Here is a 16,055-nt window from a genome sequence, read left to right as displayed (position 1 = left end):
TCACCATGTCCGACCAGTTCAACTCCCCTGCCGGCGCCCCGAAGGAAGTCCCCCTGGGGGGCGGCTGCGGCTCAGGCAACTGCGCGTGCAAGTCGCAAGCCCAGGCACGCGCCGCCAACCCATTCGCCGCCGACATCGACTACGGCACCCCCGCCCGCCACTCGGACGTCGACGTGACGCTCGAAATCGACGGCCAGGCGGTGACCGTACCGGCGGGCACGTCGGTGATGCGCGCGGCCGCTGAAGCCGGCGTCAACGTGCCGAAGCTGTGCGCGACCGATTCGCTCGAACCGTTCGGCTCATGCCGCCTCTGTCTAGTCGAGATCGAAGGACGGCGCGGCTATCCGGCCTCGTGCACGACGCCGGTCGAAGCCGGCATGAAGGTGCGCACGCAGACCGACCGTCTGCAGTCGCTGCGTCGCAACGTGATGGAGCTGTACATCTCCGACCATCCGCTCGATTGCCTGACCTGCCCCGCCAACGGCGACTGCGAACTGCAGGACATGGCGGGCGTCACCGGCCTGCGCGAAGTGCGCTACGGCTTCGACGGCGCGAATCATCTGAAGGAGAAAAAGGACGAATCGAATCCGTACTTCACGTACGACCCGGCGAAGTGCATCGTCTGCAATCGCTGCGTGCGCGCGTGCGAGGAAACCCAAGGCACGTTCGCCCTGACGATCACCGGACGCGGCTTCGAATCGCGCGTCGCGGCCAGCGAGAACCAGCCGTTCATGGAATCGGAATGCGTGTCGTGCGGCGCCTGCGTGGCCGCGTGCCCGACCGCGACCTTGCAGGAAAAGTCCATCGTGATGCTCGGCCAGCCCGAGCACTCGGTCGTCACCACCTGTGCCTATTGCGGCGTCGGTTGCTCGTTGAAGGCAGAGATGAAGGGCAACCAGGTCGTGCGGATGGTGCCGCACAAGAACGGCCAGGCCAACGAAGGCCATGCGTGCGTGAAGGGTCGCTTCGCGTGGGGCTACGCGACGCACAAGGACCGCATCACGAAACCGATGATCCGCGCGAAGATCACCGACCCGTGGCGCGAAGTCAGCTGGGACGAAGCGATCTCGTACGCGGCCTCGGAATTCCGTCGCATCCAGGCGAAGCATGGGCGCGATTCGATCGGCGGCATCACGTCGTCGCGCTGCACGAACGAAGAGACTTACCTCGTGCAGAAGCTCGTGCGCGCCGCGTTCGGCAACAACAACGTGGACACCTGCGCGCGTGTCTGCCATTCGCCGACCGGCTACGGTCTGAAGACCACGATCGGCGAATCGGCGGGCACCCAGACGTTCGCATCGGTCGACAAAGCCGACGTGATCATGGTGATCGGCGCGAATCCGACCGACGGCCACCCGGTGTTCGCCTCGCGTCTGAAGCGGCGCGTGCGCGAGGGTGCGAAGCTGATCGTCGTCGATCCGCGCCGGATCGATATCGTCGATACGCCGCACGTGAAAGCGTCACACCATCTGCAATTGCGGCCCGGCACCAACGTCGCGATCGTCAACGCGCTCGCGCATGTGATCGTCACCGAAGGCCTGCTCGACGAAGCGTTCGTCGCCGAGCGCTGCGAAACCCGCGCGTTCGAGCAGTGGCGCGATTTCGTCGCGCTGCCGGAGAACTCGCCGGAAGCGACCGAAGCGGCGACCGGCGTGCCCGCGCAACAGGTTCGCGAAGCCGCGCGCATCTACGCGAGCGCCGGCAACGCCGCGATCTACTACGGCCTTGGCGTCACCGAACACGCGCAGGGCTCGACGATGGTGATCGGCATCGCGAACCTGGCGATGGCGACCGGCAACATCGGCCGCGAAGGTGTCGGCGTGAATCCGCTGCGGGGCCAGAACAACGTGCAGGGTTCGTGCGACATGGGCTCGTTCCCGCACGAGCTGCCCGGCTATCGTCACATCGGCGATCCGCTCGTGCGCACGCAGTTCGAAAACGCCTGGGCCGTCACACTGCAACCGGAACCTGGCCTGCGCATTCCGAACATGTTCGACGCCGCGCTGCACGGTAGCTTCATGGGCCTCTACTGCCAGGGCGAGGACATCGTGCAGTCGGACCCGAACACGCATCATGTGGCGGCGGCGCTGTCGTCGATGGAATGCATCGTCGTGCAGGACATCTTCCTGAACGAGACCGCCAAGTATGCACACGTGCTGCTGCCCGGCTCGTCGTTCCTCGAAAAGGACGGCACGTTCACCAATGCCGAGCGCCGCATCTCGCGCGTGCGCAAGGTGATGCCGCCGCTCGGCGGCTACGCGGACTGGGAGGTCACGCAGTTGCTGTCGCGCGCGCTCGGCTACGAGATGGATTACACGCATCCGTCCGAGATCATGGACGAAATCGCGCGGCTCACGCCGACCTTCCACGGCGTGTCGTACCAGAAGATCGACGAAATGGGCAGCATCCAGTGGCCATGCAACGAGGACGCGCCCGACGGCACGCCGACGATGCACGTCGACACCTTCGTGCGCGGCAAGGGCAGGTTCGTGATCACGAAGTTCATCGCATCGCCGGAGAAGGTCACGCGCAAGTATCCGTTGCTGCTGACGACCGGGCGCATTCTGACGCAATACAACGTCGGCGCGCAGACGCGCCGCACCGAGAACTCGCTCTGGCACGACGAAGACCGCCTCGAACTGCATCCGCACGATGCCGAGGAACGCGGCATCCAAACCGGCGACTGGGTCGGCATCGAATCGCGCGCGGGGCAGACCGTGTTGCGCGCGAAGGTGACGGAGCGGATGCAGCCGGGCGTCGTCTATACGACGTTCCACTTCCCCGAATCGGGCGCGAACGTGATCACGACGGACAGCTCCGACTGGGCGACCAACTGCCCCGAATACAAGGTGACCGCGGTGCAGGTGATGCCGGTCGAGCAGCCGTCGCAATGGCAGAAGGACTATTCGCGCTTCAATAGCGAACAGCTCGAACTGCTGAAGCAGCGCGAGCTGGCCAATGCGGCCGCGGCCGTCACCGCGGGCAAGTGAGGCGAACCATGGACAATCGGAATCTGATCGACATGGCGAACCGGATCGGCGACTTCTTCGAGTCGATGCCCGATCACGAGGAAGCGCTGACCGGCGTCGCCGAACACATCCGCCGCTTCTGGGAGCCGCGCATGCGGCGCGCGCTGCTCGCGACGCTCGACGAAGCGCCAGACACGTATGACATCGCGCTATCAGACTTCACGCGCGAGGCGATCGTCAGGTATCGCGAGAAGTTGACGCCGGCGCAGGCCCAGGCGCCGGCCGCTTAGGCTCGGGCCGTTTCCCCCAATCAACCAGGCGCGGCGGCGCGATCCGCTGCCGCGTGCGTGCCCATGCCATGCAACAGGCGGCGCCAATCACAACGTCGCCTGCTCCGATATCTCTCCCCCCACCGTAAACCACGCTTCGCAGTGCCGTACGAGACCGTGCAGGTCCGAGCCGGTGCGTCCGCGCGCGCTGATGTAGCCGTCGGGCCGCACCAGATAAAACGACGGCCGCGTGCGCCCATACGATTCGGACAACGCCGGGCCGCCGTCGCCGCTCGTATCGGTGACGCGCCAGATCCGCACCGCGTTCGGCAGCAGCCGCTCGACCTCGGCGGCGAGCTTTTCTACTTCGGGGTCCGGCGGCGGTGCATGTTTCGCGGCGGGATCGAGCGGCGTGCCATCGACGGGCAGCGGCGGCAACAGCAGAAACAGTGAGAAAAACGCCGGATCGTGCAGATCGAAAATGCAGCCGACACCCGGCGCGCGCCCGAGCGGACCGTCGACGACGTGCACGAGCGCATCGGGTGCGCGCTCGCCCGCGCGCGGGCCGCCGTCGAGCACGCGTTCGAGCGTCAGCGGACTGCGCCGGTACTGGATCGACAGCTCGCTGATCGTCGCGCGTGCGGCATCGCGCAGCGGACCGAGCGCGGCCAGCAGCGGCATCACGCGCTCGCGCAGCAGCTTCATCGGTCCGTGATCGGCCTCGGCCATTTGCGTGATGAAACCGGTCTGCCGCAGCACCTCGCGCTCGATCGGATGTCGCTCGGCGTGATACGTGTCGAGCAGGCGATCCGGCGCCGCGCCGCCGATCACGCGCGCGAGCTTCCAGCCGAGATTGAGCGCTTCCTGGATGCCGGTGTTCATGCCTTGCGCGGCCGCGGGACTGTGTACGTGCGCGGCATCGCCGGCGAGGAAGATGCGGCCCACGCGCAGCCGATCGACCATCCGGCTGTTCACGTGGAAGTACGCCGACCACGCCAGATCCGACACGTCGACGCGCTCGCGCACGCGTCGCGCGATCAGCGCCTTGCATTGTTCGAGCGACGGCGCCGGCGCCCGGTCCGGCGGCGGCTCGCCGAGCACCGCGGGGGTCGGCGGCGCGGCACTGCCGGACGGCTCGACCGCATGATCGGCGATCAGACGATGGCGGCCGTGGCCCATCGGAAACAGCGCGACGAGACCGTCGCCCGACGCGAAGATATGGAACTCGTCGTCGGGCCAGTCGGTTTCGGCGTGCAGGTCGGCGAGCAGAAAGATCTGGTCGAAGGTCTTGCCCTCGAAGTTCAGGCCGAGGCGGTGGCGAATCGAACTGTGCGCGCCATCGGCCGCGATCAGATACGACGGGCGCATGGCTTCCGTGCGGCCGTCTGCGCGGCGCAAGGTCGCCTGAACGCTCGCGGAGCCTTGCATGAATGCCATGAGCTCGACGCCGCGCTCGACCTTCACGCCGAGCGTCGCCAGATGCTCGGTCAGGAGCCGCTCAGTCACCGACTGGTCGAGAAACAGCAGATAGGGATAGCGCGTGTGCAACGGGTCGAAATCGAGCTGCGCAAGCCGCATGCCGTTCGAAAACAGATTCGCCACGCGCGCGCGATGGCCGAGCTCGATAAACGGTTCGACCAGCCGATGCTGCTCGAGCAGTTCGAGCGTACGTGCCTGAATGCCGATCGCGCGCGAGTAAGGGTTCGGCTGCGGCGCCTTGTCGATCAGGCGCACGGGGATGTGGGCGCGCGCGAGACTCATCGCTGCGGCAAGTCCGGTCGGACCGGCCCCGACGATCAGCACCGGCGACGCGTCGTAAGCGGCAGCGTCCATGCGGAACTCCGGAGGCAACAATGCGATCTAGTGTACGCCGCCGCTCTTGCGCACACGGGTGCGCTGCATCAATCGCGCGTCGGCAAGAGGGTCGCGCGGGGTTCCATCCGTCGTTGCCATGAACTCACGCTCTGCGCAAATCCGGGCCACTTGCGCAAGTATGGGAAAATGCGCCCTCAGTCTGATTGATCCGAATGCCCTCCCCGTCATGCAACCTGTATTTGACCGCGCGTTCGCGGCGCATCGTGACGGCCGCCTCGACGACGCCGAACGCGGCTACCGCACCACGCTCGACCACGACCCCAGCCACGTCGACGCGCTGCATCTGCTCGGCGTGCTGCGCCACCAGCAGGGCCAGCACGCCGAAGCCGCGGCGCTGGTGCGGCGCGCGGTCGATCTGCGCCCCGAAGACGCGGCGCTGCAGCTGAACCTCGGCAATGCGCTGAAGGCGCTCGGCCAGATCGACGACGCGATCGAGCAGTTCCGCAACGCGCTGACGCTCGCGCCGACCTTCCCGATGGCGCACTACAACCTCGGTAACGCGTACGCGTCGCTAGGCCGTCACGAAGACGCCGCCGATGCGTTCGAACGTTCGCTGCGCCTGCAGCCGAACGACGCGTCGTCGCACAACAATCTCGGCAACGCGCTGCACGCGCTCGGCCGTCACGCGGACGCGATCGCGTCGTTCCGGCGCGCGCTCGAGCTGCGCCCCGGTCACGCGGGCGCGCTGAACAACATGGGCATGTCGCTGAACGCGCTCGATCGACCGAACGAGGCGGTGCCCTGCTTCGAGGCCGCGCTCGCCGCCGAGCCGCGCTTCGTCGCCGCGCACTTCAATCTCGCGAATACGTTCGATGCGACCGGCCGCCATGCGCAGGCAGTCGCGTCATTTGAAGCGGCACTGCGTCTGCAGCCGAACCTGCCGCCCGCGATCTATGGCATGGGCAACGCGCTCGCGTCGCTCGGCCGTGCCGAACAGGCGGTGCCGTATCTGGAGCGCGCGGTCGGGCTCGATCCGCAATTCGCGCTCGCGTGGCTTGCGCTCGGCACCGCGCACCAGGCGCTCGGCGCGCACGCGGCCGCGGTGCGCGCGCTCGATCAGGCGCTGCGGCTGCGCCCGGATCTGGCGTCTGCGCATATGAACCGTGCGCTCGCTTGGCTCGCGATGCGCGACTTCGAGCGCGGGCTGCCCGAATACGAATGGCGCTTGCAAACTGTCGCGCAACCGGTGATCCAGACGTTGCCGCGCTGGCACGGCGAGTCGATCGAAAAATACACGCTGCTGATCCATGCTGAACAGGGTTTCGGCGACACGTTGCAGTTCGCGCGCTTCGTACCGCTTGCCGCGCAACGCGCGGCTCGCGTCGTGCTCGAAGTGCAGCCGCAGTTGATGCCGCTCTTCGCGCCCGTCGCGAAGACGTGGCGCGTCTCGCTGATCGCGCAGGGCCAGCCGCGCCCCGCCGCCGATCTGCAGATTCCGCTCTTGAGCCTGCCGCTAGCGCTCGGCACGCGCTACGACACGATTGACGCGCGCACGCCCTATCTGAGCGTGCCGCCGGCCTATAGCCGCAGATGGCGCGGCTCGCTCGGCGGTCAGGCGAAGCGCAAGATCGGGATCGCATGGTCGGGGCGCATCCAGCGCAACGAAACCCGCACGATGCCGCTCGCCGCGCTGGAGCCGCTGTTCGCACTAAATGGCATCGACTGGATCGTGTTGCAGCCCGATCTGTCCGAGGACGACCGCGCGGCGCTCGACGCGCATCCGCGCGCGGCCGCGATCCATCGTTTCGACCACCGCATCGGCGACTTCGCGGATACCGCCGCGATCGTCGAGCGGCTCGACGCGGTGGTGTCGATCGACACGTCGATCGCGCACCTCGCGGGCGCGCTGCGCAAGCCGCTGTGGCTGATGCTGCCGTTCGCCGCCGACTGGCGCTGGTTCGACGGCGACTCGCGCAGTCCGTGGTATCCCGGCGCGACGCTCGTGCGTCAGCCTCGGCCGGGCGCGTGGGATGAAGTCGTCGAGGTGGTCGCTAACGAATTGCAGCACGGGTAGCCACAGACCACGCGCCCGCCGCAAACAAAAAACCCCGCTTTCGCGGGGTCTTTTGTTTTCAGAACACGAAGTGAACCGTCAGGCCGCCCGATATTGATTGCGCGCCTCCGGCGTGCGATACAGGAACAGCGTCGCGAGCAGACCGCAGATCGCCGCCACGCCGAGGACCAGACCCGGCGCCGCCTTGTTGCTGGTCACGTGGATCAGCAGCGTGGCAATGGCCGGCGTGAAGCCACCGATCGTCGTCGCGAGACTGTACGCGAGCGAGAAGCCTGCGGTACGCACTTCGACCGGCATCACTTCGGTCAGCGCGACGACCATCGCGCCGTTGTAGCAGCCGTACAGGAACGACAACCACAGCTGCACGGCGAGCAGACGCGCGAACGACGGTTCGGCGACGAGCCATTGCAGCGCCGGATACGCGGTGAGGATCGTCAGGATCGTGAACGCGAGCAGCACCGGACGGCGGCCGATGCGGTCCGACAACGCGCCGGACAACGGCAGCCAGATCAGATTCGAGATACCGACGCAGACGGTGACGACGAGCGCGTCGATCGCCGACAGCTTCAGCACTTCCCTGCCGAAGGTCGGCGTGTAAGCGGTGATCATGTAGAACGACACGGTCGTCATGACGACCATGCCCATGCCGCCCAGCACGATCGGGTAGTTCGCGAGCATCGACTTCAGGATCTCGCCCACGCTCGGACGATGCTTGCGCGCCGTGAACTCCTCGGTTTCCTGCAGCGAGCGGCGGATGATGAACAGGAACGGCACGATCAGACAGCCGATCAGGAACGGCACGCGCCAGCCCCACGCGAACATCTGCTCGGCGGGCAGAATCTTGTTGAGCCCCACGCCGATCAGCGCGGCGAATACCACCGCGACCTGCTGGCTGCCCGACTGCCACGAGCAATAGAAGCCCTTGTTGCCCTTCGTCGCGATCTCCGACAGATACACCGACACGCCGCCGAGCTCAGCGCCGGCGGAGAAGCCTTGAAGCAGCCGGCCGAGCAGCACGAGCACGGGCGCCATGAGCCCGATGGTCGCGTAGCCCGGTATCGTCGCGACCGTCAGCGTGCCGAGCGCCATCAGGCTCAGTGTGAGGATCAGACCTTTGCGACGGCCGTGATGGTCGATGTAGGCGCCGAGCACGATCGCGCCGAGCGGACGCATCAGGAAGCCCGCGCCGAACACGGACAGCGACAGCATCAGCGACGCGAAATCGCTGCCGCTGGGAAAGTAGGTCTTGGCGATCGCGGAAGCGTAGTAGCCATAAACCATGAAGTCGTACATTTCAAGAAAGTTGCCGCTGACGACGCGGAACACTGTCTTGACCTTGGATTCTTCGGTGGTGGAAGCGGCGTGGGTCGCTGTAGACATGACACTCTCGGATAGGCCCGTCGCCCTGTCGGACGGATCGACGCGGACGGTGACGAGCGGGCAGTTGGAACGATCCGCTGCGTGTGGCAAGCGGATGCCGCAGGCGCACACACAGATATAAGCAAGCGCGCCCGGGGGCGTCGCATTCTGCTGCTCACGGCGTTCATTCGATATCAGGGTAAACGCTGATCTCGATGCCGGGCCGATGCCACGTAATGTTACTGCTGATAGGGTCGACGCGAAACGCATACAGTTTGCTTACGCGCGACACCCGCGGGCGACCGCAGACTGTCCGCGCGAGGCCATTCAGTCGATTACGCCGATGCGAACCACCCCTGCTCTTTCCCTGCGCCCCGCCACGCTCGAGGACGCCGCGCTGATTGCGTCGATCCACAGTGCCAGTTGGCAGGCGACCTATCGCGGTCTGTTGCCCGACGCGTTCCTCGACGGCGAAGTCACGCGCGAACGCGCCGCGTATTGGGAAGCACGTCTCGGCGCGCCGGGCGGCGAGCGCCGCATCGTGCTGATCGCCGAGCTGGCCGGCGAGCCGGCCGGCTTCGTATGTGTCGAGCGCCAACCCGAGTCCGCGTGGGGCGTGCTGCTCGACAACCTGCATGCGCTGCCCGGTTATCAGGGCATCGGCGTCGGCAAAACACTGATGCACGCAGCCGTAGACTGGACGCGCGCGCAAGGCGAGGCACAGCTGTATCTGTACGTGCTCGAGGGCAATACGGCGGCGATCGGCTTTTACGAGCGACACGGCTGGCAGTTGGTCGGCGCGGAGCCCGATCAGATGGGCGGCGTGGATATCACCGCGTTGCGCTACGTGTACCGGTTGAAGGCTTGAACGCCGTGGTTGAGGGTGCTTGATGCGCGTGGCGTCGCGGGGACGGCGCGCGCCGGCGGTGTTCCTGTTTTCGGGGTCATCTGAACGGTGGACGACGTAGTTTCGAGGCATGATTTTCTGTTGCCGATGGCTTCATCGGCCCCCTACAGATTCCGTCACTGCCGCACCGGTGTGACTGTCCGAGACACCGGAAGAAACCGATGACCAGCACGCCGCTCATCCCGATCGAAGGCGCATTCGCGCTACCCCATCGCCGGCGCCGGTAGAAAAGCGTCGTGCGCAGCCTCTGGTTGCGAGTCCCGAAGCACCGGTGATTGCGGAGGCCGTCACACCGGCTCCTGTGCTTCCGCCATTACCTGTCGACGTGGCCGCCGCCGCACCCGCGCGCATCGCGGCTTTGCCTCAGCGCACCGCCACGCAACATGCGCCCACGCCGCGTGACGCGATTTACTCATCGCCTCCGCGTCGCGCGCTTCGCATGCAAACGCATCCGCTTCCGGTAAATCGCCATGCCGCGAATGACCCATCGCATGAAGCGCGCGTTCGTACCCGGTTCGGCGAAGACGGATACGTTGATATGACGACGTTCGCCATGATGTCTTTGCGCGACGTCGCGCCGCTGCCGCGCTCCACCGTATCGAACAATCTGCCGGCAAATGGCACCGAGGGGATCAACCACATATCGCAGCGTCGTGTCACCGAAATCCCGGAACAATTCGCGCAATGAGCGCCGCCTTTACTTCGACGCAGGCAAACCCGCTTCCGTCTGCTGCTGCAAGCGCATGACCGCGCTCTGAAGTTGACGCAATTGCGCCTGCGCGTTGTCGCGCTCCGCGCGCAGCGCGAGCGCCTCGTCGCGCGTCTGGCGCTGCCGGTCGTCGACCTTCGCCTGCTGCGTGCGGGCGACGTCGAGATCGGTCTGCAGCAATTGCGCCTGCTGCTGCGATATCGCGATGCTGCCCTGCAGATACGCATTCTGCGCCTGCAAGCGCGTGCGACGAATCTCGACGTCCGCGAGTTGCTGCGTCTGCTGCGCGAAACCGGCGTAGATCGCTTCCGCGCGCTCTGCCGAATCGCTCCTGATCACGCGCCAGAAATGCTTGTTCTGAAACAACGCGACGTAGTACGTCATCCGCGGCGGATGGAAGAACAGGCCTGCACCGTAGCTGCCGTTGTAGGTCGTGCGCAGTTCGCTGAGGTTCGCGTCGTGAATCAACTGGATCAAATCGGCAACGTCGCCGCGCGCGGCGGCGGGCGTATTCGCGGACACCTCGGGCTCAGCGACGGACTGGGGGCCAGCCTCTCGCGGCGCCAACTCGCCTGGCGCCGGCCGCGTGTCCACCAGCGGCGCGCTCCCGCCGTCCTGCTGCGCCACCGCAACACCCGTATGCCACAACGCGTAGGCACTGGCGAGCAACATAGCGCGCCGGATAATCAAGGAGTACTTCATATGCCTGCTTCACGCCGATCCAGAATAATGTTGGACTATCGCGCGGATTTATCGCGACGCAAAGCTACTCGCACTCCTGATTATTTCGAGAGAAGAAAATGCACTGCCACATAACATGACAGTGCGTCAGATGGATGGAATGGCTCCCTCGGGCTGCGGAAAACAGCGAAAGCGCGGGACCGATGCGCAACCACGCCGCGGACTCAACTTCGACCGCGCACGCCGCGCCAACGCAAACCCGCGATGCTTAAAACCGCGTCTCCCGCGCCACCCGCAGGAACGTATCGAGCAACGGCGTGCAATCGAGCAGCTCCGGCCCGCCCGCGCGATGAAACTCCGGGTGCCACTGCACGCCCATCACGAACGGCGCGCGCCGGTAGCGCACGGCCTCGATGATGCCGTCCGACGCCGACACCGCCTCGATATTCAGATCGCGGCCCAGCGTCTTTACAGCCTGATGGTGAATCGAGTTGACGATCGCGTCGCGTCGCCCGGGGAACATGTTCACCAGCGTCGAGCCATCCGGAAAGTGCACGCCGTGCCGGTGCTGATCGTAGTTCTCGTTGACGTGAGCGTTCGCGGTCGGCACTTCCGTTGCGATGTCCTGATACAGCGTGCCGCCGAACGCGACGTTGATCAGCTGGCAGCCACGGCACACGCCGAGCACCGGCTTGCCCGACTCGATGAACTCGTGCAACAGCTCGAGTTCATACATGTCGCGCACGCGGTCGCCGGGCCATTCGTGGCTGTTCGCCGCTTCCGCATAGGTCTGCGGCGACACGTCGGCGCCGCCTTGCAGCAGCAGGCCATCGAGATGCTTCGCATAGTCGCGCAGACGGATGTTGCTCGGGTGCAGCATGCCCTGATGACCGACGGTCGGGATCATGAACACCAGCACGTCGCGCGACATCACCCAGTGCGCGATCGATTCCTCCAGATACTGCAGCGTCTTGCCGCGCAAGCCCTTCGCGCCCGGTTCCGGGTGGAAGATGCGCGCCGACACGCCGATGCGCAGCGTGCGCTGCGTGATCCGCTGCCCCGCACGATCGAACAGCTGCCGCGCGCGCGCCGCGATGATGCGGCCGAACACGCTCCACGCCGAATCGCTCTGCCTCAGATAGCGCGGCGGCGACGGTGGCAGCGCGTTGGGCGGCGGCGGGTTGGTGGCGCTGAAATCGGGTGCCGCGCCGAAACCGCGCGGCGGCGAGCCGGGCGCACGCGCCGCGGGTGCGGCGGGCTCGGTGGCGATTTCGTCGTCGGTGGCAATGTCCGCGGCGCTAACGCCGCCCGCGTGCGGCTCGCCGGCGGCCGCCGTCGGTTTGACGACTGGATCGGGTTTCACCGTGGTCGCGCCGCCGCTGTGCGTACCCGCGCGCCGCGCTTCGCGCTCGTGCACCGCGCCTTCCTGGCGCGCGGTCGATTCGGCGGCGGCGCTGCGTGCCTCGACTGCGTCGCGCAGCCGCGCCGTGCGCGGATTTTCGGGCGTGACCGACGATGCGCTGAGCGGATCGTCGGTCGACGACCTCGCGGTCGCCTCCTCGGCCGCCGGGCTCGTGTCTTTGGCGGCCGACTGGGTGGCATCTTCATGCGACGGAGGAAGCGAGGCGGCCGGTTCGGCCGGTGCACTGCTCGGCGCGGGTGAGGCCGGCTGCGGACTGCCGGTCGTGCCGGCGTTTTCGGGTTTGTTTTCGCTCATGACTGTCGGACAGGCGCCTTACACGCGAACGAATGAATATGCCCTGATTATCCGTCAGTGCTGCAGCCCCCGCAAATCCGCACACAATTGCTCACATTGTCGCGAAGCGTTACACCGACCCCGATGAGTCAAGGATCTGGCTGCTCGTCGAAGGTTTCCCGCAACGCGATCTGCATCGACGCATGAATCTTCACGCACCAGCGCCACACGAGCGCGAGCAGCAGCGCGGCGCACACGAGCACCGCGACGAGCAGGCCAGTCGGCGGGAGGATGCTGCTCGACAGCGCCGCCACCAGCAGAAACACGCCGATCATCGACACGATCGGCACGAGATCGGCGATCGCGTGACGCAGCGCGCTCGTGAAGCGCCCCGCGGTGGTCGGCTGCACGCTGACTTCGGCGAGTAGCAGCGCGAGCGACTTGGTCTTGCGATACACGGCCACGAGAAACGGCAGCGAAACGACGAGCGCGACGCTCCACTGCACGACGCGTTGCAGCGGCTCGTCGTCGAGCCAGTGCGCGAGCAGCCGGCCGCTATGCGGCGCGCTATACGACACGGCCAGGAAAATGGCCGCGACGAGCGCGAGATTCACCGCGATCTGCAATACGATGCGCCGCGTCATGCTCATGAGTGTCGGCTCGCCGCGCGCCGTGATCAAACTGCGCAGCCATTGCCCGTACATACCGAACACGTTGGACAACGTGGCGGGCATCGCCTGCCCGATGCGGCGCGTGAGCGGATCGGCCACGCGGATCAGATATGGCGTCGTCAGCGTCGTCAATGCCGACACGGCGACCGCGATCGGATACAGAAACCCGCTCGTCACCTTCAACGTCAGACCGAGCGTCGCGATGATGAACGAGAACTCGCCGATCTGCGACACGGTCATGCCGACGCGCATCGAGGTGCGCGCGTCTTGCCCCGACAGAAACGTGCCGAGCCCGCACGACACGATCTTGCCGACGATCACCGCGAGCGTGATGACGGCGATCGGCCACCCGTAGTCGAGCATCACGGCCGGGTTCAGCATCAGTCCGATCGTCACGAAGAAGATCGCGGAAAACGCGTCGCGCAGCGGCGCGATCAGATGCTCGATCCGATGCAGATGACGCGACTCGGCCATGATCGCGCCGATCAGGAACGCGCCGAGCGCGATGCTGTAATCGAGCTTGACGACCAGCAGACAGAAGCCGAAGCAGAAGCCGAGCACGGACACGAGCATCATCTCGTCGCTGCCCGTGCGCGCTACGTAGTTCAGCGCGCGCGGCACGAGCAGCACGCCGACCAGCAGCGACACCGTCATGAACAGCAGCAGCTTGCCGAGCGTGACGGCCGCGAGCCCGGCCGACAGCTGCCCGGTATGCGCGATGCCGGTCAGCAGCACGAGCATCGCGATACCGAGAATATCCTCGACGATCAGAATGCCGAACACGAGCTGCGCGAAGCTTTCGCGTTTGAGTCCGAGATCGGACAGCGCCTTCACGATGATCGTCGTCGACGAGATCGCGAGGATCGCGCCGAGGAACAGCGAGTCCATCGGAGTCCAGCCGAACGCGCTGCCGATCTCGTAGCCGATCCACAGCATCAGCACGATTTCGGACAGCGCGGCGACGATCGCCGTCGCGCCGACCTTGAACAGCTTGCGCAGGCTGAATTCGAGGCCCAGCGAAAACATCAGGAACACCACGCCCAGCTCGCCGAGCGTCTGGATCGTCTGTTCGTCGTGGATCAATTGGAACGGCGGCGTGTACGGTCCGATGATCACGCCGGCCGCGATATAGCCGAGCACCACCGGCTGCTTCATGCGATGGAACAGCACGGTGACGACGCCGGCCAGCGCCATCACGACGGCCAGATCCTGGATGAAGCCGATGCCATGGTGCATGAGCGCTTTCCTTACAAACAGTAATCTCGGAAAGCGCAGTGTAGCAAACGAACCGGCCATCTTTTTGGCGAATTCGCGCGCCGCGCCGCGCCGCCAGTAGCAGGCCGCTCGGCCGCAAAACCTTGCTCTACAATGCGGACGGAGCTTTCCCTTTGGCTCCGCACTGCCTCGCTCATGCGCCCGCGCTGCGCTCAACCGGATTTCTACCGACATCATGGCCATTGAATTCGCCCCCTTCCCGCCGCTTGCCCAGCTTGCCGCCGATCTCGCCGCCGGCCGCACGACGAGCCGCGCGCTCGTCGAAACCGCGCTGGACCGGATCGCCGATCCGGCCGGTCAGGGCGCCCGCCGTCTTCATGCACGTCGACACCGACGCCGCGCGCGCCGCCGCCGACGCGCACGACCGCCTGCGCGCGGCCGGCACCGTGCTGTCGCCGCTCGCCGGGATTCCGGTGTCGGTCAAGGACCTGTTCGACATTGAAGGCCAGCCGACCCGCGCGGGCTCCGTCGTGCTCGCCGACGCGCCCGCCGCGAAGGCCGACGCGGTCGCGGTCGCGCGTCTGAAGCGGGCCGGCGCCGTGATCGTCGGGCGGACCAACATGAGCGAGTTCGCGTTTTCCGGACTTGGCCTGAATCCGCACTACGGCCATCCGCTGTCGCCGTACCGGCGCGGCGTGAAGGGCGACGAGCGGATTTCGGGCGGCTCGTCGTCGGGCGCGGCCGCATCGGTCGCCGACGGCATGGCCGCGGTCGCACTCGGCACCGACACCGGCGGCTCGATCCGCATCCCGGCCGCCTTGTGCGGGCTGACCGGCTTTAAGCCGACCGCCGCGCGCATCCCGAAGCAGGGCGGCGTGCCGCTGTCGTCGACGCTCGATTCGTTCGGGCCGATCGGCGTGTCGGTCGCATGCTGCGCGCTGGTCGACCGGATGCTCGCCGGGCTCGAGCCGCGCATCCCGGCCGCGCGGCCGCTGGAAGGCGTGCGCCTCGGTGTGCTGACCAATTTCGTGACCGACGGCGTCGAGCCCGAAGTCGCGCGCGCGATCGATACCGCGCTCAAGCATCTGGAGGCGGCCGGCGCGATCGTCAGCGAGGTGCGCTTCGCGCCGCTCGACCGGCTGCCGGAGATCAACCGCTTCGGCTTTTCGTCGATCGAGGCGTATGCGTGGCATCGTCCGCTGCTCGACAAGCATCGCGAGCAGTACGATCCGCGCGTGCTCGTGCGCATCATGAAGGGGCAACCGGCCAGCGCGGTCGACTATCTGGACCTGGTCGCCGAGCGCGACGCGATGCTCGACGAAGCCGCGCGCACGCTGTGGCAGCGTTTCGATGCGGTCGTCGCGCCGACCGTGCCGGTCGTGCCGCCACGCCTCGCCGACCTGCTCAACGACGACGACGCGTTCGGCCGCACCAATGCGCTGATCCTGCGCAATCCGAGCGCGTTCAACTTCCTCGATAGCTGCGCGCTGTCGATGCCGTGCCATCTGCGCGGCGACGCGCCGGTCGGCCTGATGCTGGCGGGCGCACCGCACGCCGACGACGCGCTGCTCGCGATCGGCCGCGCGGCCGAGGCAGTGCTGAAAGCGATCCGGTAAAGCTCGCCGGGGTTGGCCGCCCGGCGCGGTCGCCGCCGCGCAATGTTCAGGCAATAAGTGGCGCGGCCGGGGTT

The 16,055-nt window shown here is 66.6% G+C and carries 10 protein-coding genes and 1 pseudogene; 6 read left to right on the top strand and 5 right to left on the bottom strand.

All coding sequences use genetic code 11. The annotated features are described in order from the left end of the window. Positions 1 to 5: 5 nt before the first annotated feature. Positions 6 to 2,990: a formate dehydrogenase subunit alpha gene (gene fdhF, locus OKW44_RS34500; RefSeq protein ID WP_018421399.1), complete on the top strand. Its 2,985-nt coding sequence runs from the start codon at positions 6 to 8 to the stop codon at positions 2,988 to 2,990. A gap of 8 nt (positions 2,991 to 2,998) precedes the next feature. Then, positions 2,999 to 3,259: a formate dehydrogenase subunit delta gene (locus tag OKW44_RS34495; protein WP_018421400.1), complete on the top strand. Its 261-nt coding sequence runs from the start codon at positions 2,999 to 3,001 to the stop codon at positions 3,257 to 3,259. Between the two features lie 87 nt (positions 3,260 to 3,346). Here OKW44_RS34495 and OKW44_RS34490 read toward each other — a convergent pair whose 3' ends face one another. Beyond that, positions 3,347 to 5,071, bottom strand: coding sequence for an FAD-dependent monooxygenase (locus tag OKW44_RS34490; protein ID WP_018421401.1), 1,725 nt, complete (start codon positions 5,069 to 5,071; stop codon positions 3,347 to 3,349). A gap of 208 nt (positions 5,072 to 5,279) precedes the next feature. Here OKW44_RS34490 and OKW44_RS34485 point away from each other — a divergent pair, with 208 nt between their 5' ends. Continuing rightward, entirely contained in the window at positions 5,280 to 7,127 is a 1,848-nt protein-coding gene (locus OKW44_RS34485) for a tetratricopeptide repeat protein (RefSeq protein ID WP_018421402.1), read from the top strand. 78 nt (positions 7,128 to 7,205) lie between these two features. Here the strand turns inward: OKW44_RS34485 and OKW44_RS34480 are convergent, their stop codons facing one another. Then, complete coding sequence (locus OKW44_RS34480) at positions 7,206 to 8,507, bottom strand: MFS transporter (protein ID WP_018421403.1); 1,302 nt, start codon at positions 8,505 to 8,507, stop codon at positions 7,206 to 7,208. A gap of 322 nt (positions 8,508 to 8,829) precedes the next feature. Between OKW44_RS34480 and OKW44_RS34475 the strand changes: the two genes are divergently transcribed. Together OKW44_RS34475 and OKW44_RS34470 are read left to right on the top strand one after the other, a co-directional pair. Next, a complete protein-coding gene (locus tag OKW44_RS34475; protein WP_018421404.1) occupies positions 8,830 to 9,354 on the top strand; it encodes a GNAT family N-acetyltransferase in 525 nt (174 codons plus the stop codon). 577 nt (positions 9,355 to 9,931) lie between these two features. After that, on the top strand, positions 9,932 to 10,081 hold the full coding sequence (locus OKW44_RS34470; protein WP_239499136.1) for a hypothetical protein: 150 nt from the start codon (positions 9,932 to 9,934) through the stop codon (positions 10,079 to 10,081). Between the two features lie 9 nt (positions 10,082 to 10,090). Here the strand turns inward: OKW44_RS34470 and OKW44_RS34465 are convergent, their stop codons facing one another. From OKW44_RS34465 to OKW44_RS34455, 3 genes are all read right to left on the bottom strand, one after another. Then, entirely contained in the window at positions 10,091 to 10,774 is a 684-nt protein-coding gene (locus OKW44_RS34465; RefSeq protein ID WP_018421406.1) for a DUF2968 domain-containing protein, read from the bottom strand. Between the two features lie 277 nt (positions 10,775 to 11,051). Further along, a complete protein-coding gene (locus OKW44_RS34460) occupies positions 11,052 to 12,500 on the bottom strand; it encodes a gamma-glutamyl-gamma-aminobutyrate hydrolase family protein (protein WP_018421407.1) in 1,449 nt (482 codons plus the stop codon). Between the two features lie 128 nt (positions 12,501 to 12,628). After that, complete coding sequence (locus OKW44_RS34455; protein WP_018421408.1) at positions 12,629 to 14,386, bottom strand: cation:proton antiporter; 1,758 nt, start codon at positions 14,384 to 14,386, stop codon at positions 12,629 to 12,631. A gap of 214 nt (positions 14,387 to 14,600) precedes the next feature. On the opposite strand from OKW44_RS34455, the pseudogene OKW44_RS34450 reads away from it, so the two are divergent. Continuing rightward, positions 14,601 to 15,981: pseudogene (locus OKW44_RS34450) on the top strand (amidase). Positions 15,982 to 16,055 lie beyond the last annotated feature (74 nt).

The sequence above is a fragment of the Paraburkholderia lebeckiae genome, assembly GCF_050436325.1.
Taxonomy (GTDB): Bacteria; Pseudomonadota; Gammaproteobacteria; order Burkholderiales; family Burkholderiaceae; genus Paraburkholderia; species Paraburkholderia tuberum.
The sequence above is the reverse complement of the archived record's forward strand: the minus strand, read 5'-3'. Positions and strand labels throughout refer to the sequence as shown.

Bases quoted from the DNA above. Each gene is read 5' to 3' on its own strand.
- OKW44_RS34470 (WP_239499136.1), top strand. From the start codon at position 9,932: ATGACGACGTTCGCCATGATGTCTTTGCGCGACGTCGCGCCGCTGCCG.
- OKW44_RS34480 (WP_018421403.1), bottom strand. From the start codon at position 8,507: ATGTCTACAGCGACCCACGCCGCTTCCACCACCGAAGAATCCAAGGTC.
- OKW44_RS34455 (WP_018421408.1), bottom strand. From the start codon at position 14,386: ATGCACCATGGCATCGGCTTCATCCAGGATCTGGCCGTCGTGATGGCG.
- OKW44_RS34485 (WP_018421402.1), top strand. From the start codon at position 5,280: ATGCAACCTGTATTTGACCGCGCGTTCGCGGCGCATCGTGACGGCCGC.
- OKW44_RS34490 (WP_018421401.1), bottom strand. From the start codon at position 5,071: ATGGACGCTGCCGCTTACGACGCGTCGCCGGTGCTGATCGTCGGGGCC.
- OKW44_RS34475 (WP_018421404.1), top strand. From the start codon at position 8,830: ATGCGAACCACCCCTGCTCTTTCCCTGCGCCCCGCCACGCTCGAGGAC.
- OKW44_RS34460 (WP_018421407.1), bottom strand. From the start codon at position 12,500: ATGAGCGAAAACAAACCCGAAAACGCCGGCACGACCGGCAGTCCGCAG.
- fdhF (WP_018421399.1), top strand. From the start codon at position 6: ATGTCCGACCAGTTCAACTCCCCTGCCGGCGCCCCGAAGGAAGTCCCC.
- OKW44_RS34495 (WP_018421400.1), top strand. From the start codon at position 2,999: ATGGACAATCGGAATCTGATCGACATGGCGAACCGGATCGGCGACTTC.
- OKW44_RS34465 (WP_018421406.1), bottom strand. From the start codon at position 10,774: ATGTTGCTCGCCAGTGCCTACGCGTTGTGGCATACGGGTGTTGCGGTG.